22 protein-coding genes and 1 pseudogene are annotated in these 20,672 nt (G+C 71.6%); 19 read left to right on the forward strand and 4 right to left on the reverse strand.

All coding sequences use genetic code 11. The features are described from left to right. The 16 genes and pseudogenes from E3Z34_RS03585 to E3Z34_RS03660 all read left to right on the forward strand — a co-directional run bounded on the left by E3Z34_RS03585 (position 1) and on the right by E3Z34_RS03660 (position 14,681). Positions 1–1,302 carry a serine hydroxymethyltransferase gene (locus E3Z34_RS03585; RefSeq protein ID WP_134772495.1) on the forward strand — a complete coding sequence of 434 codons (1,302 nt, stop codon included), beginning with the start codon at positions 1–3 and terminating at the stop codon, positions 1,300–1,302. An 18-nt stretch (positions 1,303–1,320) separates the two neighbouring features. Continuing rightward, positions 1,321–2,418: a glycosyltransferase family 4 protein gene (locus tag E3Z34_RS03590; protein ID WP_134772496.1), complete on the forward strand. Its 1,098-nt coding sequence runs from the start codon at positions 1,321–1,323 to the stop codon at positions 2,416–2,418. A gap of 94 nt (positions 2,419–2,512) precedes the next feature. Beyond that, positions 2,513–2,947, forward strand: a complete 435-nt coding sequence (locus E3Z34_RS03595) for a hypothetical protein (RefSeq protein ID WP_134772497.1) — start codon at positions 2,513–2,515, stop codon at positions 2,945–2,947. Beyond that, complete coding sequence (locus tag E3Z34_RS03600; protein ID WP_202977016.1) at positions 2,944–3,216, forward strand: AtpZ/AtpI family protein; 273 nt, start codon at positions 2,944–2,946, stop codon at positions 3,214–3,216. The genes E3Z34_RS03595 and E3Z34_RS03600 overlap by 4 nt, the downstream gene beginning before the upstream one ends. A 70-nt stretch (positions 3,217–3,286) precedes the next feature. Then, entirely contained in the window at positions 3,287–4,105 is an 819-nt protein-coding gene (atpB, locus tag E3Z34_RS03605) for a F0F1 ATP synthase subunit A (protein ID WP_238695332.1), read from the forward strand. Between the two features lie 109 nt (positions 4,106–4,214). Then, complete coding sequence (locus E3Z34_RS03610; protein WP_134772498.1) at positions 4,215–4,430, forward strand: ATP synthase F0 subunit C; 216 nt, start codon at positions 4,215–4,217, stop codon at positions 4,428–4,430. 138 nt (positions 4,431–4,568) lie between these two features. Next, on the forward strand, positions 4,569–5,132 hold the full coding sequence (locus tag E3Z34_RS03615; RefSeq protein WP_134774724.1) for a F0F1 ATP synthase subunit B: 564 nt from the start codon (positions 4,569–4,571) through the stop codon (positions 5,130–5,132). Beyond that, positions 5,132–5,950 carry a F0F1 ATP synthase subunit delta gene (locus tag E3Z34_RS03620; protein ID WP_134772499.1) on the forward strand — a complete coding sequence of 273 codons (819 nt, stop codon included), beginning with the start codon at positions 5,132–5,134 and terminating at the stop codon, positions 5,948–5,950. The genes E3Z34_RS03615 and E3Z34_RS03620 overlap by 1 nt, the downstream gene beginning before the upstream one ends. A gap of 78 nt (positions 5,951–6,028) precedes the next feature. Beyond that, positions 6,029–7,678, forward strand: coding sequence for a F0F1 ATP synthase subunit alpha (gene atpA / locus E3Z34_RS03625; protein WP_134772500.1), 1,650 nt, complete (start codon positions 6,029–6,031; stop codon positions 7,676–7,678). A gap of 37 nt (positions 7,679–7,715) precedes the next feature. Beyond that, complete coding sequence (locus E3Z34_RS03630; RefSeq protein WP_134772501.1) at positions 7,716–8,618, forward strand: F0F1 ATP synthase subunit gamma; 903 nt, start codon at positions 7,716–7,718, stop codon at positions 8,616–8,618. Positions 8,619–8,632: 14 nt separating this feature from the next. Further along, positions 8,633–10,090 carry a F0F1 ATP synthase subunit beta gene (gene atpD, locus E3Z34_RS03635; RefSeq protein ID WP_134772502.1) on the forward strand — a complete coding sequence of 486 codons (1,458 nt, stop codon included), beginning with the start codon at positions 8,633–8,635 and terminating at the stop codon, positions 10,088–10,090. 135 nt (positions 10,091–10,225) lie between these two features. Continuing rightward, a complete protein-coding gene (locus E3Z34_RS03640) occupies positions 10,226–11,455 on the forward strand; it encodes an acetyl-CoA hydrolase/transferase family protein (protein ID WP_338043777.1) in 1,230 nt (409 codons plus the stop codon). Positions 11,456–11,547: 92 nt separating this feature from the next. Further along, a pseudogene (locus tag E3Z34_RS03645) lies at positions 11,548–12,890 on the forward strand (uracil-xanthine permease family protein). A gap of 42 nt (positions 12,891–12,932) precedes the next feature. Further along, positions 12,933–13,214, forward strand: a complete 282-nt coding sequence (locus E3Z34_RS03650) for a F0F1 ATP synthase subunit epsilon (protein ID WP_134772503.1) — start codon at positions 12,933–12,935, stop codon at positions 13,212–13,214. Between the two features lie 7 nt (positions 13,215–13,221). Continuing rightward, positions 13,222–13,650: a DUF2550 family protein gene (locus E3Z34_RS03655; RefSeq protein ID WP_134772504.1), complete on the forward strand. Its 429-nt coding sequence runs from the start codon at positions 13,222–13,224 to the stop codon at positions 13,648–13,650. 362 nt (positions 13,651–14,012) lie between these two features. Further along, complete coding sequence (locus E3Z34_RS03660; protein ID WP_134772505.1) at positions 14,013–14,681, forward strand: cob(I)yrinic acid a,c-diamide adenosyltransferase; 669 nt, start codon at positions 14,013–14,015, stop codon at positions 14,679–14,681. Positions 14,682–14,930: 249 nt separating this feature from the next. Here E3Z34_RS03660 and E3Z34_RS03665 read toward each other — a convergent pair whose 3' ends face one another. The 4 genes from E3Z34_RS03665 to nucS are packed head-to-tail and all read right to left on the reverse strand — an operon-like array spanning position 14,931 to position 17,619. Continuing rightward, the gene (locus E3Z34_RS03665; RefSeq protein WP_238695333.1) at positions 14,931–16,196 is read right to left on the reverse strand and encodes a gamma-glutamyltransferase; all 1,266 of its coding nucleotides are present in this window, start codon (positions 16,194–16,196) and stop codon (positions 14,931–14,933) included. Further along, the gene (locus E3Z34_RS18555; RefSeq protein ID WP_238695334.1) at positions 16,196–16,456 is read right to left on the reverse strand and encodes a gamma-glutamyltransferase; all 261 of its coding nucleotides are present in this window, start codon (positions 16,454–16,456) and stop codon (positions 16,196–16,198) included. Before E3Z34_RS18555 ends, E3Z34_RS03665 begins: the two co-directional genes overlap by 1 nt. A gap of 58 nt (positions 16,457–16,514) precedes the next feature. Then, the gene (locus E3Z34_RS03670) at positions 16,515–16,910 is read right to left on the reverse strand and encodes a GtrA family protein (protein ID WP_238695335.1); all 396 of its coding nucleotides are present in this window, start codon (positions 16,908–16,910) and stop codon (positions 16,515–16,517) included. A 13-nt stretch (positions 16,911–16,923) separates the two neighbouring features. After that, positions 16,924–17,619 (reverse strand): endonuclease NucS, encoded by a 696-nt coding sequence (gene nucS, locus E3Z34_RS03675; RefSeq protein ID WP_134772506.1) that lies wholly within the window; start codon positions 17,617–17,619, stop codon positions 16,924–16,926. Positions 17,620–17,687: 68 nt separating this feature from the next. On the opposite strand from nucS, the gene E3Z34_RS03680 reads away from it, so the two are divergent. The 3 genes from E3Z34_RS03680 to E3Z34_RS03690 all read left to right on the forward strand — a co-directional run bounded on the left by E3Z34_RS03680 (position 17,688) and on the right by E3Z34_RS03690 (position 20,666). Beyond that, the gene (locus E3Z34_RS03680; RefSeq protein ID WP_134772507.1) at positions 17,688–19,358 is read left to right on the forward strand and encodes a 3-hydroxyacyl-CoA dehydrogenase family protein; all 1,671 of its coding nucleotides are present in this window, start codon (positions 17,688–17,690) and stop codon (positions 19,356–19,358) included. Between the two features lie 119 nt (positions 19,359–19,477). Next, entirely contained in the window at positions 19,478–19,708 is a 231-nt protein-coding gene (locus tag E3Z34_RS03685; protein ID WP_134772508.1) for a hypothetical protein, read from the forward strand. A gap of 49 nt (positions 19,709–19,757) precedes the next feature. Beyond that, a complete protein-coding gene (locus tag E3Z34_RS03690; RefSeq protein WP_134772509.1) occupies positions 19,758–20,666 on the forward strand; it encodes a GNAT family N-acetyltransferase in 909 nt (302 codons plus the stop codon). Positions 20,667–20,672: the final 6 nt, after the last annotated feature.

Below are 20,672 nucleotides of genomic sequence, written 5' to 3' on the forward strand. Positions count from 1 at the left end.
ATGACGACGTCTGTGACTCCTGACACGTACTACGGCCCGTCCTTCGCCGCCCTGCTCGAGCAGGACCCGGACGTCGCCGGCCTGCTCGTCAGCGAGCTGGACCGCCAGCGGGCCGGGCTGCAGCTCATCGCCAGCGAGAACCAGACCAGCCCGGCGGTGCTCGCGGCCCTGGGCTCGACCCTGTCCAACAAGTACGCCGAGGGCTACCCCGACGCCCGGTACTACGGCGGCTGCTCCGAGGTGGACAAGGTCGAGAAGCTCGCGATCGAGCGGGCCAAGGAGCTCTTCGGGGCCGACCACGCGAACGTGCAGGCCCACTCGGGCGCGAGCGCCAACCAGGCGGTCTACGGCGCCTTCGCGTCACCGGGCGACACGATCCTGGCGATGTCCCTGGACCACGGGGGTCACCTGACCCACGGGTTCAAGGTCAGCTTCTCCGGCAAGTGGTTCAACGCGGTCCAGTACGGCGTGTCCCCGGAGACCGAGGACATCGACTACGACCAGGTCGAGGCCCTGGCCAAGGAGCACCGGCCCAAGATCATCATCGCCGGAGGCTCGGCGATCCCGCGGCTCATCGACTTCGCCCGCTTCCGCGCCATCGCCGACGAGGTCGGGGCCATCTTCTGGGTCGACGCCGCCCACTTCATCGGGCTCGTGGCCGGCAAGGTCATCCCCTCGCCGGTGCCCCACGCCGACGTCGTCTCCTTCACCACCCACAAAGTCCTGCGCGGCCCCCGGGGCGGCGCCATCGTGTGCAAGGAGGAGCACGCCCGCAAGATCGACCGGGCCGTGTTCCCGATGATGCAGGGCGGCCCCCTCATGCACGCGGTCGCCGGCAAGGCCGTCAACTTCGCCGAGTGCATGACGCCCGCCTACCAGGCGTACGCGCAGCAGGTGCTCGACAACGCCCAGGCGCTCGCCGGACAGCTGGCCGAGCACGACATCCGGCCCATCACCGGCGGCACCGACACCCACCTGTCGCTGCACGACCTGCGGGGGGTCGGTGTCACCGGCGCCGACGCGGAGGCCCGGTGCGACGCGGCCGGCATCGTCCTGAACAAGAACGCCATCCCCTTCGACCCGGAGAAGCCCAACGTGGCCTCCGGCATCCGCGTGGGCACCCCCTCGCTGACCACCCAGGGGATGGGCGCCGAGCAGATGCGCACGGTCGCCGACCTCATCCACCGGGCCGTGACGGAGACTGACGGGTCGGCCGACCATCCCGTGGCCCGTGAGATCCGGGACGAGACCACCGAGCTGCTCACCGCCTACCCGGCCTACCCCGAGCCCGCCGCGCGCTGACCCGGGGACCGCGGGCCCGTGCGTGAGTTCCTGATGGTGCTGCTCACCGCAGCCATCGTCACGTATCTCACCACCCCCCTCGTGCGGCGGGTCGCGCTGGCCGTCGGGGCGATCACCGCAGTGAGGGACCGGGACGTCCACTCCGTCCCCATCCCCAGGCTGGGCGGCGTCGCCATGCTGCTCGGCTTCGCCGCCGCGGTGCTGCTCGGCTCCCGGCTGCCCTACCTCGGTCAGCTCTTCGACGACTCGCCGGCCCTGCTCGGCGTGCTCGCGGGAGCCACCCTCATCACCCTGCTGGGCGCCATCGACGACGTCCGCGACCTCGACTGGCTGACCAAGCTCGCCGGGCAGGTCCTCGCCGGCGGCATCATGGCCTTCTTCGGGGTCCGTCTGCTGTCGCTGCCCATCGGGGGGACGACCGTGCTGGACGGACCGGTGCTGGTTATGCTCACGATCCTCGTGGTGGTCATCTCGACCAACGCGGTCAACTTCATCGACGGTCTCGACGGCCTGGCGGCCGGGGTGGTGCTCATCGCCGCCGGCGCCTTCTTCGCCTGGACCTACCTGGTGAGCAGTGCCTTCGACCCGCCCAACGTCTTCCACGTCGCGACCTTCATCAGCGCGGCGATCATCGGCATCTGCCTGGGCTTCCTCCCGCACAACTTCCACCCCGCCCGCCTCTTCATGGGTGATGCGGGCGCGCTGCTGCTCGGGCTGCTCCTGGCGGCGGCCACCATCTCGATGACGGGGTCGGTCGACCCGAGCTCGTCCCTGGCCAGCGCCTCGGCCCTCACCGCCATCCTGCTGCCGCTCGTCATCCCCCTGGCGATCATGGCCCTGCCCTTCCTCGACATCCTGCTCGCCGTGCGTCGGCGCACCCGCGCCGGCCAGCTGCCGTGGAAGCCCGACCGGGGCCACCTGCACCACCGGATGCTCGACATCGGCCACAGCCACCGGCGGGCCGTGGTCCTGCTCTACCTGTGGTCGGCGCTCATGGCGCTCGGAGCCGTCTCCTTCGCCTACGTGCCGGTGGAGGTGTCCGTCGTGGCCATCGTCCTCATGCTCGGGCTCGCCGTGGGTCTGACCTGGCGCCCCGTCCGCTCGCGCGTCGACTGACCGCCCTTCACCTGCGGGTTTGGAGATGGGGGAGCCGCTTGTGATAGTTTTCACAAGCCCTGCCCACCCGTTCGCGACGCCCAGGAGCACCCCCATGACCGCACCCGCGCCGCGCCCTGCGCGCACGCCGTTGCGGTCGATGCTCCAGGGTGGTCTCGTGCCCGGCGTCCCGGTCGCCCTCATCGCCCCGTTGCTGGCCTGGGCGGCCGCCGGGGGAGGGGCCGCCGTCTCGGCGCTGCTCGGCGGGGTGGTGTCGCTGGCGATCTTCGTCCTCGGTGTGCTCGGCATCCGGGGGGTGCTCATGGGGCCCACCGCCACCACGATGGCCGGGGCGTTCGGCGTCTTCGTCCTGCAGATGGCGGTGCTCGCCGTCGTCGTCTGGTCGCTCGCCCAGACGACCTGGCTGGAGGTCACCCCCCTGGTGCTGGTGTTCGTCGTCGTCGGCCTGGTCTTCCAGGTCGGGCTGGTGGTGGGCTACCTGCGCTCCCGCTCCGAGCTCTCCGTGACCCTCTCGGGGGAGGGCTCGTGAGCCGGCCGGGAGGTCCTGACGAGCCGTGGCAGCCGCGGCGCGTGCCGTCCCCGGACGGCTCCTTCGAGCCCGAGGTCACCGGCATGAGCCGGCAGACCGACCTGGCCAACGCCGTCATCGCCTACCTGCTCGCCGGACCGGCCGGATTCGGCCTGCTGGGCTGGGTGCTGGACGCCCTCATCGGCACCCAGTTCCTGCTCCCGGTGGGCGTGGTGCTGGGGATGGTGCTGTCCATGTACGTGATCTGGGTCAGGTACGGTAGGCCATGACCCGGATGTCCCTACTTGTCCCTGCCCGGACATCCCCGCTGTCCCGGACCACCTGTATGGAGGAGAACGCGTGAGTGCGACCATGACGGCCGCTGGGCTGGTCCTGCCCATGGCGGAGGACGAGAGCCACTTCCCGCCCACACCGGGCGACTTCTGGCAGCCGATGTTCGCGATCCCCGGGACCGACTACTTCGTCACCCGGCCGATGGTCCTCATGGCGATCGCCACCGGCCTGCTCATGCTGTGGCTGTGGGCCTCCACCCGCCGGGCCGCGATCATCCCCTCCAAGGGCCAGTGGGTCACCGAGCAGGTCTACAACTTCGCGCGCAACGGCATCTCCCGGGACATGATCGGCAGCAAGGACTTCCTGCCCTTCGTCCCGTTCCTGTTCAGCCTGTTCGTCTTCATCCTGCTCAACAACCTCTTCGGCATCATCCCGCCGTTCCAGAACCCCACGATGGCGCGGGTCGGCTTCCCGATCGGGCTCACCCTGCTCGTCTACGTTGTGTACCACTGGGTCGGCCTGCGCAAGAAGGGCGGGGTGGGCGCCTACCTCGGCTCCATGCTCCCCGGCGGGCTGCCGGGCTGGATCAAGCCCTTCATCCTGCTCCTGGAGCTCATCACCTTCTTCATCACCCGGCCGCTCACCCTGGCGCTGCGACTGTTCGGCAACATGTTCGCCGGGCACATGCTCCTGGTGGTCTTCATCGTCGGCGGCTGGTACCTCTTCAAGACCTTCGACCCCGGCCTCATGGCCGTGGCCGTCCCGGCCTGGATCCTCGGCTTCGCGCTGACCATCTTCGAGGCGCTGATCCAGTTCCTGCAGGCCTACGTCTTCACCCTCCTGGCCGCCTCCTACATCGGCGGCGCGCTCGCGGACGAGCACTGAGCCACCGGCTCGGCACCACCGCACCCCCCTGACCGACAACTGAATACGCACGACAACGCTTCGGCTCCCCGGACGGGGTGCCGGGACATCACACAGAAAGAGATATGACGTGACTGGTGACATCACTCTGCTCGGCTACGGCCTGTCCACCATCGGCCCGGCCATCGCCGTGGGTCTGATCTTCGCCGCCTACATCAACGGTGTCGCGCGCCAGCCCGAGGCGCAGGGCAAGCTCCAGCCGATCGCCATCCTCGGCTTCGCGCTGGCGGAGGCCCTGGCCATCTTCGGCCTGGTCCTCTTCTTCATCGCCTTCTTCACCGGCTGACCCGGCCCCGCCCCATCCCAGACCCCGTCCCGGACCGGTTGAAGCCGGCCAGGGACACGCACCAGTGAGGAGCCGCTCGTGGAGCACACCACGATCGTTGCGGGCGTGCTGAAAGCTGCCACCGAGACCACCCAGCCGATGGGCGCCGGCGAGGACGCCGTCCCGATCCTGCCCTACCTGCCGGAGTTCATCTTCGGTCTCATCGCCTTCGGCATCCTGTACTTCTTCGTCGCCAAGAAGATCGTCCCGACGCTCGAGCGTGTCTACGCCGAGCGCACGGACGCCATCGAGGGTGGCATGCAGGCGGCGGAGAAAGCCCAGGCGGAGGCCGCCGCAGCCAAGAAGCAGTACGAGGACCAGCTCAGCGAGGCCCGCGCCGAGGCTGCCCGCATCCGCGAGCACGCCAAGGAGCAGGGCGCCCAGATCATCGCCGAGATGCGTGAGCAGGCCAACGTCGAGGCCACCCGGATCACCGAGACCGCCCACAAGCAGGTCGAGGCCGAGCGGCAGCAGGCCATGGTCCAGCTGCGCGGCGAGGTCGGCCAGATCTCGACCGACCTGGCCAGCAAGATCGTCGGAGAGTCCCTGCACGACGAGACCCGCCAGCGCGGGATCGTCGACCGCTTCCTCGCCGAGCTCGAGGCCGGCACCATCCAGCCCGCGAAGCTGGGCGCCGGTCACGGGACCGAGCAGGGGCGTTGATGGACAGCGCCTTCCGTCGTTCCTACGCCGCGGTCGAGGAGGCCCTGCGCAACGCCCTGGGCTCCGACGCCGGGGTGGACGCCGGCCGCACCGCCGAGGAGCTGTGGGCCGTGACCCGGGCGATCGAGGGCAGCCCCGTGCTGCGCCGCAGCCTGGCCGACCCCTCGCGCGAGGGTGCCGACAAGGCCGCCCTCGCCGAGCAGCTCTTCCGCGGCAAGGTCGGTGACGGTGCGCTCTTCCTCACCCGGGCCGTCGCGGCCCAGCGCTGGGGCGGCGAGGGTGACCTCGTGAGCGCCCTGGAGCGGATCGGGGTCGAGGCCATGCTGGCCCAGGCCGAGCGCCACGGTCGGCTGGGACAGGTCGAGGATGAGCTGTTCCGCTTCGGCCGGATCGTCACGGCCATACCTGAGCTGCAGGCGGCCCTGGGCGACCGCCGGGCCGACGCGGCCGCCAGGTCGGCGCTCGTCGACCGGCTGCTGTCGGTCAAGACGGCCCCGGAGACCGTGAGCCTGGCCCGTCAGGCGGTCAGCGGCGTGCGTGGCCGGCGGTTCGACAAGGGCCTGCGTGCCTACCTCGACCAGGCGGCGCAGCGTCAGGACCAGGTCACCGCCACGGTGACCAGCGCCGTCCCGCTGTCCGACGAGCAGCACAGCCGCCTCGCCACCGCCCTCAGCCAGCAGTACGGACGCCAGGTCCACACGAACGTGGTCATCGACGAGAACGTCGTCGGTGGCATCCGCGTGGAGATCGGCGACGAGGTCATCGACGGCACCGTCAGCCAGAAGCTGTCCGACGCACGCCGCACGATGACCAGCTGACCCACCCCACCCACCGACGACACCGCACCTACCCGGCCCACCGGCACCCGCACCGGGCCGACGACGAGGAGAAGAGACATGACGGAGCTTTCGATCCGTCCGGAGGAGATCCGCGACGCCCTGGACCAGTTCGTCCAGTCCTACGAGCCGAGCGCCGCCTCTCGCGAAGAGGTCGGCCGCGTGGTGGATGCCAGCGACGGCATCGCCCACGTCGAGGGCCTGCCCTCGGTGATGACCAACGAGCTGCTGCAGTTCGAGGACGGTACGCTCGGTCTGGCCCTGAACCTGGACGTGCACGAGGTCGGTGTCATCGTCCTGGGCGACTTCTCCGGTCTGGAGTCGGGTCAGGCGGTGCGTCGCACCGGTGAGGTCCTGTCCGTGCCCGTCGGTGATGGCTACCTCGGGCGGGTCGTCGACCCGCTCGGCCAGCCGATCGACGGCCTGGGGGAGATCGCGACCGACGGTCGTCGCGCCCTGGAGCTGCAGGCACCCGGCGTCATGATGCGCAAGTCCGTGCACGAGCCCCTGCAGACCGGGATCAAGGCGATCGACGCCATGATCCCGATCGGTCGCGGGCAGCGGCAGCTCATCATCGGCGACCGGCAGACCGGCAAGACGGCCGTCGCGATCGACACGATCCTCAACCAGAAGTCCAACTGGGAGTCCGGCGACCCGGAGAAGCAGGTCCGCTGCATCTACGTCGCGATCGGTCAGAAGGGCTCCACGATCGCCGGCGTGCGCGGCACCCTGGAGGAGGCCGGCGCGCTGGAGTACACCACGATCGTCGCCGCCCCGGCCTCGGACGCCGCCGGCTTCAAGTACCTCGCGCCGTACACCGGCTCGGCCATCGGCCAGCACTGGATGTACCAGGGCAAGCACGTCCTCATCGTCTTCGACGACCTGTCCAAGCAGGCCGAGGCCTACCGCGCCGTGTCGCTCCTGCTGCGCCGCCCGCCGGGCCGCGAGGCCTACCCCGGTGACGTCTTCTACCTGCACAGCCGGCTCCTGGAGCGTTGCGCCAAGCTGTCCGACGAGCTGGGTGGGGGGTCGATGACCGGCCTGCCGATCATCGAGACCAAGGCCGGTGACGTGTCGGCGTACATCCCGACCAACGTCATCTCCATCACCGACGGCCAGATCTACCTGCAGTCGGACCTGTTCAACTCCAACGTCCGCCCGGCGATCGACGTGGGTGTCTCCGTCTCCAGGGTCGGTGGTGCCGCCCAGATCAAGGCGATGAAGGCGGTCTCCGGACGCCTCAAGGTCGACCTCGCGCAGTTCCGCGAGATGGAGGCCTTCGCGATGTTCGCCTCCGACCTGGACGCCGCCTCCAAGGCCCAGCTCGAGCGCGGTGCCCGCATGGTCGAGATCCTCAAGCAGCCGCAGTCCTCCCCGGTGCCGGTGGAGGAGCAGGTCGGCATCATCTGGGCCGGCACCAACGGCCACATCGACGACGTGCCAGTCTCCGACGTGCGCCGCTTCGAGTCCGAGTGGGTCGACCACCTGCGCCGCGAGCACGGTGACCTGCTGGCCGGCATCCGCGAGAGCGGCAAGCTGGGCGACGACACCGAGTCGGTCCTGGGCGAGGCGATGGCGGCTTTCAAGCAGGAGTTCCGCCCGGACTCCAGCGCGGAGGTGCACGTCGGCTCCGCCGAGGACGAGGACAACATCGACGCGATGGCGGACGAGGACGTCGACCACGAGCAGATCACCGTCAACCGCCGCTGACCGGCGGACCTGACGACAGACACGAGAGAGGCGAGATATGGGAGCGCAGCAGCGGGAGTACCGCCAGCGCAGCCGGTCCGTCCAGTCGACGCAGAAGATCACCCGGGCGATGGAGCTCATCGCCGCCTCCCGCGTCGTCAAGGCACGGCAGCGGGTCGCGGAGACCACGCCATACGCCGCTGCCATCACCCGCGCGGTGTCGGCGGTGGCGACGCATACCGAGGACATCGACCACCCGCTGGTCACGGCGCGGGAGAACCCGCGCCGGGCGGCGATGATCGTCATCACCTCCGACCGGGGGCTGGCCGGGGCCTACTCGGCCAGCGTGCTCAAGCGCAGCGAGCAGCTCCGCGAGCTGCTCCAGGACGAGGGGATGGAGGTCGTCCCCTACCTCACGGGCCGCAAGGCAGAGTCCTACTACCGCTTCCGCGGTCGTGAGTTCGCCCAGTCCTGGACCGGCTTCTCCGACGCCCCGACCTTCGAGGTCGCCAAGGAGATCGCCGAGACCGGCGTGCGCGAGTTCGTCAAGGGAGCCGAGAACGGCGGCGTGGACGAGCTCCACATCGTCTACACCCGGTTCATCAACATGGTGAGCCAGGAGGTGCAGGTCACCCGCCTGCTCCCGCTGGAGGTCGTCGAGGACGAGGCGCCGCGCACGGAGAACGCCTACCCGCTCTACGAGTTCGAGCCGAGCGGCCCCGAGGTGCTCGACGCGCTGCTGCCCCGCTACATCACCTCCCGCGTCTGGAACGCCCTGCTGCAGGCGGCCGCCTCCGAGCTGGCCGCCCGCCAGCGGGCGATGAAGTCCGCCACGGACAACGCGGAGGAGCTCATCAAGACGTACACCCGGTTGGCCAACCAGGCCCGCCAGGCCGAGATCACCCAAGAGATCAGCGAAATCGTGGGCGGCGCGAGCGCCCTCGCCGACGCCAAGAAGTGAGAAGGAAGCACATCATGACTGCTACCACTGACGCTCCCCAGCAGGAGCAGACCCAGGGCGCCGTGGGCCGTCTCTCCCGGATCATCGGCCCGGTCGTCGACGTCGAGTTCCCCCCGGGACAGATGCCCGCGCTCTACAACCTGCTCAAGACCGAGGTCACCATCGGTGACAGCACGAGCACGATCAACCTCGAGGTCGCCCAGGACATCGGCGACAACATGGTGCGGGCGATCTCGCTGCAGCCGACCGACGGCCTGGTCCGCGGCGCGCCCGTGCAGGACACCGGCGGCCCGATCACCGTGCCGGTCGGTGACGTGACCCTGGGTCACGTCTTCAACGCGACCGGTGACGTGCTGGACCTGCCCGAGGGCGAGACGCTGGAGGTCACCGAGCGCTGGGGGATCCACCGCCAGGCTCCGGCCTTCGACCAGCTGGAGTCCAAGACCCAGATGTTCGAGACCGGCATCAAGGTCATCGACCTGCTCACTCCCTATGTCCTCGGCGGCAAGATCGGCCTCTTCGGCGGCGCCGGCGTGGGCAAGACGGTGCTCATCCAGGAGATGATCGCCCGCGTCGCCCGCGACCACGGTGGTGTGTCGGTGTTCGCCGGTGTCGGCGAGCGCACCCGTGAGGGCAACGACCTCATCGTCGAGATGGAGGAGGCCGGGGTGCTCGGCCAGACCGCCCTGGTGTTCGGCCAGATGGACGAGCCGCCGGGCACCCGCCTGCGGGTCGCGCTGTCGGCGCTGACGATGGCGGAGTACTTCCGCGACGTGCAGAAGCAGGACGTGCTGCTGTTCATCGACAACATCTTCCGCTTCACCCAGGCCGGCTCCGAGGTGTCCACGCTGCTGGGCCGCATGCCCTCGGCCGTGGGCTACCAGCCCAACCTGGCGGACGAGATGGGCACCCTGCAGGAGCGCATCACCTCCACCCGCGGTCACTCGATCACCTCGATGCAGGCCATCTACGTGCCGGCCGACGACTACACCGACCCGGCTCCGGCGACCACCTTCGCCCACTTGGACGCGACGACCGAGCTCTCCCGCCCGATCGCCTCGATGGGTATCTACCCGGCGGTGGACCCGCTCGCCTCGACGAGCCGGATCCTGGACCCGCGCTACATCACCCGCGAGCACTACGACACCGCGGTCCGGGTCAAGTCGATCCTCCAGCGCTACAAGGAGCTGCAGGACATCATCGCGATCCTCGGCATCGACGAGCTCTCCGAGGAGGACAAGATCCTCGTCGGACGCGCCCGCCGGATCCAGCGCTTCCTGTCGCAGAACACCTACGTGGCCAAGCAGTTCACCGGCATCGAGGGTTCGACGGTGCCGCTGGCCGACACCATCGAGGCCTTCACCAAGGTCGCCGACGGTGACTACGACCACGTGCCGGAGCAGGCCTTCTTCATGTGCGGTGGCCTCGACGACGTCGAGCGCCAGGCCGCCGAGCTGGAGAAGAACAGCTGACCCACCGGTCCTCGGTATGACGAGGGGCCGGCCCGTCCTCGGACGGGCCGGCTCTTCGCCGTCCCCCCGGGCGCCGGGGCCTCCCGCGCGCCACCCGGCGTTCCGGTCCTACACCGCGTCGGAGACAATGGCCGGGTGATCGACGCCGACACCGCCGCCCTGGCCTCCGCGCTGCGCGCCCTGCCCGACGATCCGCGGGTGGTGGCCTCGGGCAACCACAGCGTCCCGTGGGAGCTCGTCCGGCTCCTGGACGAGAACGTCCCGCGCTACGTGCTCAACACCCTGAACGGCCCGCCGGGGATCCCCGAGCGGGAGGGCGTCACCGCCGAGACCAGCTTCGTCGGGGCCGGCCAGCGTCGGCACTCCGGGCTGCGCTACGTGCCCTCCCGGTTGTCTATGGTGCCGATCCTCTTCCGGCGCTCCCTCCCGGTGGACGCGGTCCTCCTGCACTGTTCGCTGCCCCGGGACGGCGTGGTCTCGCTGGGCATCGAGGTCAACGTGCTGCCCGCCGCCATCGAGGCCTGCCGGGAGCGGGGCGGCCTGGTCGTGGCGCAGATGAACGACCGCATGCCCTTCACCCACGGGGACGCGCTGGTGCCGCTGGAGCACGTCGACCTGGCGATCGAGGTGAGCAGCCCGCTCCCGACGCCTCCGGCCGCGGCGGCCCTGGGGGCCGACACCACCGCCATCGGCGAGCGCGTGGCCGCGATGGTGCCGGACGGCGCCACCCTGCAGATGGGGATCGGCGCGGTGCCGGACGCGGTGCTCGCGGCGCTGACCGGGCACCGCGGGCTGCGGCTGTGGACCGAGATGTTCTCCGACGGCGTGCTCGCCCTGGACGCCGCGGGGGCGCTCGACCCCGACCACCCGTTGACCACGTCCTTCCTCTTCGGCACCCAGGACCTTTACCACTGGCTCGACGACAACCGCAGGGTCCACATGCTGCGCACCGAGCGGACGAACGACCCAGCGCTCATCGCCCGTCAGCGCTCGATGACCTCGATCAACACCGCCCTGGAGGTCGACCTCTTCGGGCAGGCCAACGCCTCGCGGGTCGACGCCCGCATCCACAGCGGCTTCGGCGGCCAGACGGACTTCATCGTGGGGGCCATGCACTCCGCGGGCGGGCAGTCGATCATGGCCCTGCGCTCCTGGCACCCCAAGGCGGACGTCTCGACCATCGTCCCGATGGTCGACGAGCCGGTCACGTCCTTCCAGGCCTCCGCGATCGTCACCGAGCAGGGGGTCGCGCCGCTGTTCGGGCACAGCGAGAAGGACCAGGCGCGGCACCTCATCGAGCTCGCCGCCCACCCCCGGGTGCGGGACGAGCTGTGGGAGGAGGCCCACCACCTGGGCCTGGCCTGAGCGCCGGGTAGGCTCGCGCCGGCCGTGCGCCCGCGGCCCCACCCTGCCCGGACCGCGGTGTCCGGCACCCCTGCGAGGAGACCAGCGTGAGCCTGTGGAGCGTGCACGGCGACGGATACACGATCGAGCCCGGCGAGGTCGTGGGCCCCCGGCAGCGCCTGGCGTGGCTGCCGACAGTCGGGATCGGGATGCAGCACGTCGTGGCGATGTTCGGCGCCACCTTCCTGGTCCCGCTGATCACCGGCTTTCCGCCGAGCACGACGCTGCTCTTCAGCGGCATCGGCACCCTCCTCTTCCTCCTCGTCACCGGCAACCGTGTCCCCTCATACCTGGGGTCCTCCTTCGCCTTCCTCGCCCCGATCGCCGCGGCGCAGGGGGTGCACGGCCCGGCGGGCGCCCTCGGCGGCGTCGTGATGGCGGGGGTGGCGCTCCTCCTCGTCGGGCTGCTGGTGCAGACCGTGGGCCACGCGTGGGTGCACCGCCTCATGCCGCCCATGGTCACCGGGGCCATCGTCGCCCTCATCGGCCTCAACCTGGCACCCGCGGCCTGGAACAACGTCCAGCAGGCCCCGGTCACGGCGCTGGCGACCCTGCTGGCGATCCTCCTGTGCACCGTGCTGTTCCGTGGGCTGCTCGGCCGGCTCTCGATCCTGCTCGGCGTGCTGGTCGGGTATGCCGTCGCCGTGGCCCGGGGGGAGGTCGACCTCTCCGCCATCGGCGAGGCCGGTCTGGTCGGGGTGCCGACCCTGATGCTGCCGGAGTTCCACTGGGGGTGGCGGGACTCTTCCTGCCCGTCGTGCTCGTCCTGGTGGCGGAGAACATCGGGCACGTCAAGTCCGTGGCGCAGATGACCGAGGGCTCGGCCGACGCCCTGGACGACCACATCGGCCGCACGCTCATGGCCGACGGGCTGGCGACGACCCTGGCCGGCAGCGGCGGCGGGTCCGGCACGACGACCTACGCGGAGAACATCGGCGTCATGGCGGCGACGAGAGTCTACTCGACGGCCGCCTACTGGGTGGCGGGCCTCACGGCGATCGGCCTGGCCTTCCTCCCGAAGTTCGGCGCGGCGATCCAGACCGTGCCGGAGGGCGTGCTCGGCGGCGCGGCCACCGTCCTCTACGGCATGATCGGCGTGCTCGGCTTCCGGATCTGGATCGAGCACCGGGTCGACTTCGGCAACCCGATCAACCTCGCGACGGGGGCCGTGGCCCTGGTGGTCGGGATCGCCAACTACACCCTCTCGGCCGGTGAGCTGCTCTTCGAGGGGATCGCCCTGGGCACCTTCGCGGCCCTGGCCGTCTACCACGGCATGCACGCGATCAACCGCGTCACCGGGGCGGTCGCCGGCGAGGGCCACCTGGAGGTCGGAGGCCCCACCAACCCCGACCCGGAGATCCCGAGCCCGTCCTGGGAGGAGCCACGTGGCCGCTAGACTGGCCGGAGCCGCATACCGCCGAAAGAGGGAACGCAACTCGTGAGTGCACTTCAGGTCGAGCTCGTCGCCGCGGACCGTAAGGTCTGGTCCGGCGAGGCCCAGATGGTCAGCGCCCGCAGCATCGACGGCGAGCTCGGCATCCTGCCGGGTCACACCCCGCTGCTGGGGGTGCTCGTGAGCGGCGAGGTGCGCATCCACACCGGCGGGGGTTCCACCGAGACCGTCGTCATCGACAGCGGCTTCCTGTCCGTCGACCAGGACAAGGTCGTCGTGGTGGCCGACAGCGTGGACGCCGGCAACCTCGCCCGGGACGCCCGCTGAGGTCCTGATGCCCGAGGCCCTGCTGCTGGTGCTGATGGCGGTGCTGGGCGCTGCCGTCATCCTGGTGCTGGGCCTGGTCGCGTTCCGCGCCGCCGGCGACCGGTCGGCCCTGGCGCCGCCGATGCCGGCCGCCTACCGGGACGACGCCACCGGTGCGTGGCGCCGCGGGACCCTCCGCTTCGTCGACGACCGCCTGGCCCTCAAGGGGTCGGGCGGTCTTGCTGCCGGTCCCTGGATGCGGGGCAACCTCGACCTGGGCATCGCCCGCCCCCTCGCGGCGGCCGAGGCGGCGACCCTGGGTCGCAGCAACCTCATCCAGGTCCCGGCGACCTACGGCACCAGCACCTTCGAGCTGGCGCTGGACGAGCAGCACTACACCGCCCTCCGCGCCTGGGTCGAAGCCGTCCCCCCGGGCTGGAACAGCCAGGTGGCCTGACCCGCTCCCTTCCCCACCGGCCGCCTCCAGTGGTTGCCCCTCGCCCCACCTGCCGCCTCCAGTGGTTGCCTTTCGCCCCACCGGCCGCGTCTAATGGTTGGGCTCAGCCCCACCGGCCGCGTCTAATGGTTGGGCTCAGCCCCACCGGCCGCGTCCGGTGGTTGCCTTTCGCCCCACCGGCCGCGTCTAATGGTTGGGCTCAGCCCCACCGGCCGCGTCCGGTGGTTGCCTTTCGCCCCACCGGCCGCGTCCCATGGTTGGGCTCAGCCCCACCGGCCGCGTCCGGTGGTTGGGCACAGCCTCGCCCTAGTGACCCGACCCGCCCACGGGGCGGCCCGGCGACGTCTGGCACGATCAGGCCCATGGTCAACCTCACCCGGATCTACACCCGCACCGGCGACGACGGCACCACCGGGCTCGGCGACAACGGCCGCACGAGCAAGAACGACCCGAGGCTGGCCGCATACGCCGACACCGACGAGACCAACTCGGTCCTGGGAGTGGCGATCGCATGCGGCAACCTGCCGCTGGAGGTGCAGCAGACCCTGACCCGGGTGCAGAACGACCTCTTCGACGTGGGCGCCGACCTGTGCATGCCGCTGCGCGCGAGCTACGAGTGGGAGCCGCTGCGCGTCCGGCCGGAGTGGGTCGACGAGCTCGAGGAGGACTGCGACCGCTACAACGAGCACCTCGAGAAGCTGCGCTCGTTCATCCTGCCCGGCGGCACCCCCGGGTCGGCGCACCTGCACGTGGCCCGGACCGTGGCCCGCCGGGCCGAGCGCGCCGCGTGGGCCGCCGTCGAGGCCCACGGCGACCAGCCGGCCCCCGAGGACGCCCCCAAGGGCCAGGGCGGGGTCAACCCGCTCGCGGCGAAGTACCTCAACCGACTCTCCGACCTGCTGTTCATCCTCGCCCGCGTCGCCAACCTGTCCGGCGACGGCGACGTGCTGTGGCAGCCCGGCGGTGGCCGGGCCGAGCCGACGGGACCAGCGGCCCGCCGCCGGCGCGCGACGGAGGCCGACGACGCATGACCCACCGGCCGCCTCGTGTGGTTGCCCTTTCACCCACCAGCCGCCTCGTGTGGTTGCCCTTCCACCCATAGGCCACCGCCGGCGGGGCTGGACGCAACCACTGGAGGCGGCCGGTGGGGCTGAGCCCAACCACTGGAGGCGGCCGGTGGGGCTGAGCCCAACCACTGGAGGCGGCCCGTGGGGCTGAGCCCAACCACGGGACGCGGCCGGTGGGGCTGAGCCCAACCATTGGAGGCGGCCGGTGGAAGGTCAGGTGACGAGGGTCGCGGCCTCGCGGCGCGGGTCCGCCGCGGCGACCAGACCGCTGCGCGGGGAGCGCATCGCCGCGCCCACGCCGCCGAAGTACATGGACAGGGGAGGGTGCTCGTGGCGGGTCATGCCGGCCCGGTCCAGCGAGGCGGAGATCTCGGCGTCCGCCTCGTGGTCGATGCGGGTGGTCCCGTCCTCCAGCCGCCGCGGGTGCATGCGGGGCTGGTCGATCGCGCTCTGCAGGTCCTCACCGTGCCGGGCCATGTGCAGCAGCACCTGGGCCAACGCCGTGGTGATCCGGTCGGCCCCTGGCGTCCCGATCGCCAGCATCGCGCCGTCCTGGCGGCGGGCGGTCGTGGGAGCCATGTTGGACGGCAGCCGGGTGCCGGGGGGCAGGGAGTGCAGCCCGCGCCGGTTCAGCTCCAGCTCGCCCAGGGCGTTGTTGGCGATGAGCCCGGTGCCGCGGATGGTCATCCCCGAGCCGTAGCCGGCCGACGCGGTGAGGGCGCACGCCATACCGTCCTCGTCCACGACGGAGACGTGCGCCGTGCTCGGGGAGGTCGGGAGTCCCGCCGAGCCGATCTCGTGCAGCGTGTCGAGGAGCTCGGCCCCGGCGGCAGCGAGGTCCTCGGCCGTGTCGATCCGGTCCAGCCGGATGTCGAGCACCTCCTTCATCACCTGGGCGGCGCGAGCCGGGGTGACCTCGTCGGAGACCGCGCTGAGCAGCCGCAGGAGGGCGGTGAGGACGGGCCCACCGATCGAGGGCGGAGGGTTGCAGGCCAGCTCCCAGCCGCCGAGCCGGCTCACCAGGGCCTCGCGGACGACCGGTTGGTATGCCTGGAGGTCGGTGAGGGTGAGCAGGCCGTCCCGCTCCCGCATGTCGGTGTCGATGGCCCGGGCCACGTCGCCCCGGTAGACGTCCGCCGCCCCGACCCTGCCCAGGTGCTCGAGCGTGTCGGCGAGCGTGGGGTCGACGACGAGGTGACCGACCGGCGGGGCCACGCCGTCGTCGGTGAGCAGCGCCCGGGTGGCCGGGTCCCACGAGCTGATCGAGTCGGTGACCAGGACGAGGTAGGACTGGGCGATCCGCCCCAGGGGGAAGCCCTGGCGCGCCACGTCGGCGGCGGGCTGCATCAGCTCGGCCCACGGGGCGCGGCCGAAGGTCTGGTGCGCCCACCCCATCGCCGCGAACATGCCGGGGGTGGCGACCGACCCGGGTCCGACGTAGGTCACCAGGCCCCCGCCGTAGGTCGCCTCCGCACGCATCAGCCCCCGCCGGCCGCGTCCGGCGACATGGCCCTCCCCGGCATCTCCACATTGCCGTCGACCACCACCGGGGTATGCCCTGGCACCCACACGTTGACGAAGCACCCTCCGAGCGTGGAGACGACCCCTGGCTCGGTCACGGTGGCCGTGAGCATCGCGGCGACGGCGGCGTCGACGGCGGTGCCGCCCGCGTCGAGCGCCTGGCGGGCCGCCTCGGTGGCGTAGGCGTTGGGGGCGGCGATCGCCGCGCGTCGCGTCATGCGCCCGATTCTGCCCGACGGTCGGGACGGGGGTGGTGCGTCGACCTCGGCGCCCGGCTCAGCGGCGCCCGGCCCGGCCGGCGGTCAGCACCCGCCGCGTGAGCAGGAAGGTCACCGGGATCGCGACGACGGTCATCACCAGGGTGGCCCAGCGCTCGTCCAGCCAGCCGCGCTCCACGAGCAGGACCGAGCCGGCCGTGACGACGACGAAGTTGAACACCGTGGTGAGGGGGAAGGCGAGGAACCGGCGCCAGGTGGGCCGCACGCCGAAGGTGAACAGGGAGTTGGCGAAGAAGGAGAAGACGATCCCCACGCCGTAGGCGAGGACGTGCGCCGGAAGGTAGGGCAGCACCAGCAGCAGCAGCCGGTAGACCGCGTAGTAGGTCAGCGTGTTCGCGATCCCGACGAGTACGAAGCGGGACAGGGCCGCCAGCTGGCTGCGGAGGTCGCCCACGGGGAGTCCGGGCTCAGAAGAGCCGGGAGCCGGCGTCGTCGAGGCCGCGCAGCGCCTCGTAGTCGAGGGTGACGCACCGGATGCCCCGGTCGGTCGCCAGGACCCGGGCCTGGGGTCGGATGAGCTGGGCGGCGAGGACGCCTTGGACGGGGGCCAGGTGGGGGTCACGGTTGAGCAGCTCCAGGTAGCGGGTCAGCTGCTCCACGCCGTCGATGTCACCGCGGCGCTTGATCTCGACGGCCACCGTCGCGCCGCCGGGGTCCCGGCACAGGATGTCGACCGGGCCGATGGCGGTGGGGTACTCACGCCGCAGCAGCGTGAAGCCGTCCCCCAGGGTGTGGATGTGCTCGGCCAGCAGGGCCTGCAGCTGGGCCTCCACGCCGTCCTTGACCAGCCCCGGGTCGATGCCGAGCTCGTGGGAGGTGTCGTGGATGACCTCGTGGAGCCTGACCCGCAGGGTGTCGTCGCGCTTGGCGTGGCTGACCACCCAGACCTGCTCGACGCCCTCCTCCCGCTCGGCCTCGTCCGGCGCGACCTGGGCCATGGAGCACGGCGGGGCCATCCAGTTCAACGGCTTGTAGGACCCGCCGTCGGAGTGGACCAGCACCGACCCGTCGGCCTTGACCACGAGCAGGCGGGTCGCGAGGGGCAGGTGGGCCTCCAGGGCGCCCTGGTAGTCGACGGAGCACCGGGCGATCACGACACGCACCGGCTCACCCTAACCCGCTCCCGGCAGGGGCCCGAGACGCGGCGGTGGTCGTCTGAGAGGATCGGGCCATGCGTGAGATCACCACCGTCGGGGTCATCGGACTGGGCACCATGGGTGCGGGCATCGTCGAGGTCTTCGCCCGCGGCGGCCTGCAGGTCGTCGGGATCGAGACGACGCAGGAGCTCGCCGACCGTGGCCGCGCCATCCTGCAGGCCTCTACCGACCGGGCCGTGGCCAAGGGCCGGCTCGACGAGGCCACGCAGGGCGAGATCCTGGGCCGCGTCACCATCGCCACCGACCTGACGGCCCTCGCCGACGCCGACCTGGTGGTCGAGGCGGTGCCCGAGGTCATGAGCCTCAAGCACGAGGTCTTCGGCCGGCTCGACGAGATCGTCGCCGAGGACGCGGTGCTCGCCTCCAACACCTCCAGCCTGTCGATCACTCAGATCGCGGCCGGCACCAAGCACCCCGAGCGCGTGGTCGGCCTGCACTTCTTCAACCCCGCGCCCGTCCTCAAGCTCGTCGAGGTCATCACCACGCTGCGCAGCGACCAGGGGCTGGTCGACGCGGTGGTGGCCCTGTCCGAGCGGCTGGGCAAGCGACCGATCGTCGTGGGGGACCGGGCCGGCTTCGTCGCCAACTACCTCCTGTTCGGCTACTTCGTGTCCGCCCTGCGGATGCTGGAGGAGGGTCACGTGAGCCGCGAGGACCTCGACACGGCGGTGCGCGTGGGTGCAGGCCTGCCCATGGGGCCGTGCACCCTCATGGACCTCGTGGGCCTGGACGTCTGCCACCACATCGGTGACGTCATCTACCAGCACTCCCGCAGCCGGATGCACGCCCCGAGCGCGATGCTGGAGCGGATGGTCACCTCGGGTCTGCTCGGCCGCAAGAGCGGCCGCGGCTTCTACACCTACGCCAGGCCGGGCAGCGGCCAGGTGGTCGAGGACGAGCAGACCCCGGCCCCCGTCGAGCCCTCCGGCCTCAGCGCGGTGGGCGTCATCGGGTCCGGCGAGATCGCCGACGACCTGGTCTCCCGCCTGGAGGAGGGCGGGTATGCCGTGACCCGGGTCGCGGACCCGGGCGAGACCCAGGAGCTGTCGGCGCTGAGCGGTGTCGGTCTGGTCATCGAGGCCCGCGCCACCCCGGAGCCGGAGGAGGACGAGGACGGCGAGCTGTGGGTGGAGGGCCGGGACGACGTCTGGGAGGCGCTCGCGGGCGTGGTCGGCGAGGACACCGTGCTCACGACCGTCAACGACGACGCGGCGGTGGCGATCGGGGCGCTGTCCGGTCGCCCTCAGAAGGCGGCGGTCCTGCGGATGCACGCCCCGACCGGGAACGGCCAGGTCGTCGAGATCGGGCGGTCGTCCGCGACCGACGACGCGTCCGTCGCGCTCCTGCGCGAGCTGGTCAGCAGGATCGGGGCCGAGCCGGTGGTGTGCCGTGACCGGGCCGGGCTGGTCGTCGACGCCCTCCTCATGCCGCACCTCGGCGACGCCGTCCGGATGCTCGACGAGGGCTACGCCTCGGTCGAGGACATCGACACGGCGCTCCAGCACGGTCTGGGCTACCCCGTGGGGCCGTTCGCGATGATCGACCAGATCGGGGCCGACGAGGTGCTCTCCGTGCTCGAGGAGCTGCGGGCCACGCCCGGCAGCCTGCCCCAGGAGAGCGTCGAGCCCTCGCCGCTGCTGGTCGAGCACGTGCTCCTGGACCGCCCCTTCACCCGCAGCGCCTGAGGACCGGGCGCGGCCCCGCCGCGTGCGTCGTCGTGCCACGCTCCAACCGCCCTCGCCACCGGGGCCGCCCCGTCAAGGGAGGACCCGGCAGCCCGCCGCCCCCGCCGCAGCGGGGCGGGGTGAGCGAGGTCAGGTATGCCGGACGGCTCTGGGCGGTCCGCCAGGTCCGGGCCAACGACACGGGCCGGGTCTACGTCTGCCCCGGGTGCCAGCAGGACGTCGGGGCGGGCACGCCGCACGTCGTGGCCTGGCCCGCGGAGTCGATGCAGGAGGTGGCCAACCGGCGGCACTGGCACACCGTGTGCTGGTCGGCGCGGGAGCGGCGGCGCCCGGGCGGCTCGTTCGCCTGAGGCGGAAACCGCTGTCCGTCAGGGCGGGCGGGGACCTACCCTCGGTGGTATGAGTCCGTCGACCACCGCCGCCCAGGACCAGGCCCTCGCCCTGATCGTGGCCCGGCAGGCCGACCCCGCGACCGCCTGCGCCTACCTGGGCACCGAGGCGGAGGGGGTGCGCGCGGAGCTGGACGACCTCGACGTGCCCTGGCGGGAGAGCCTGCGGGTGGGGCTGCGGGACGGACGGGTCGTCGCCGCCGTGCTCGTCGACCACGACGAGGAGACCGGGCGCAGCTGGGTGCACGGCCCCTGGGCCGCCGACGAGCAGGCGTGGGACGAGCACGCCGAGGCGCTGCTGGACGCCGCGGTGGCGCAGACCCCGGAGGGGGTCGACGACCACGAGGTGTGCGCGGCGCCCGCCCACACGCTCCTGGCGGCGCTCGCTGCTGACCGCGGGTGGCACCGCGGCGTCGTCAACATCGCCTACGTCGCGCGCTCCGACGCCGGCTGGCCGCAGCCCTCGTCCGGCACCGGTGCGACCACCCGCACCACCACCGTGGAGGACCTCCCGGCGCTCGCGGAGCTGCACGACTACGCCTTTCCCGGCACCTACGCCACGGCGCGGCAGCTCCTCGACGACGAGGACCGGACGACCGTCGTCCTCGAGCGCGACGGCGCCGTGGTGGGCTACGCGTCGGCGGAGGTCCAGGCCGACGGCGAGGGCTACCTCGACTTCATCGCGGTGGCAGAGGCGGTGCGCGGGCAGGGGCTGGCCCGGACGCTGCTCGCCCGGATCGGGCGGGAGGTGCTGCAGGCCTCCCCACGTGGGTCGGTGAACCTCACGGTCCGGGAGGACAACCTGCCGGCCGTGGCGCTCTACGAGTCCTTCGGCTTCGTCCGCGACGCCGAGCTCGTGGGCTACCGGTCCCGGCCCTACGCGCACCGGACGCCCGCCGGGCCGACAGCCGCCGAGTAGGTCCCC

This window comes from Ornithinimicrobium flavum, assembly GCF_004526345.1.
Classification (GTDB): Bacteria; Actinomycetota; Actinomycetes; order Actinomycetales; family Dermatophilaceae; genus Ornithinicoccus; species Ornithinicoccus flavus.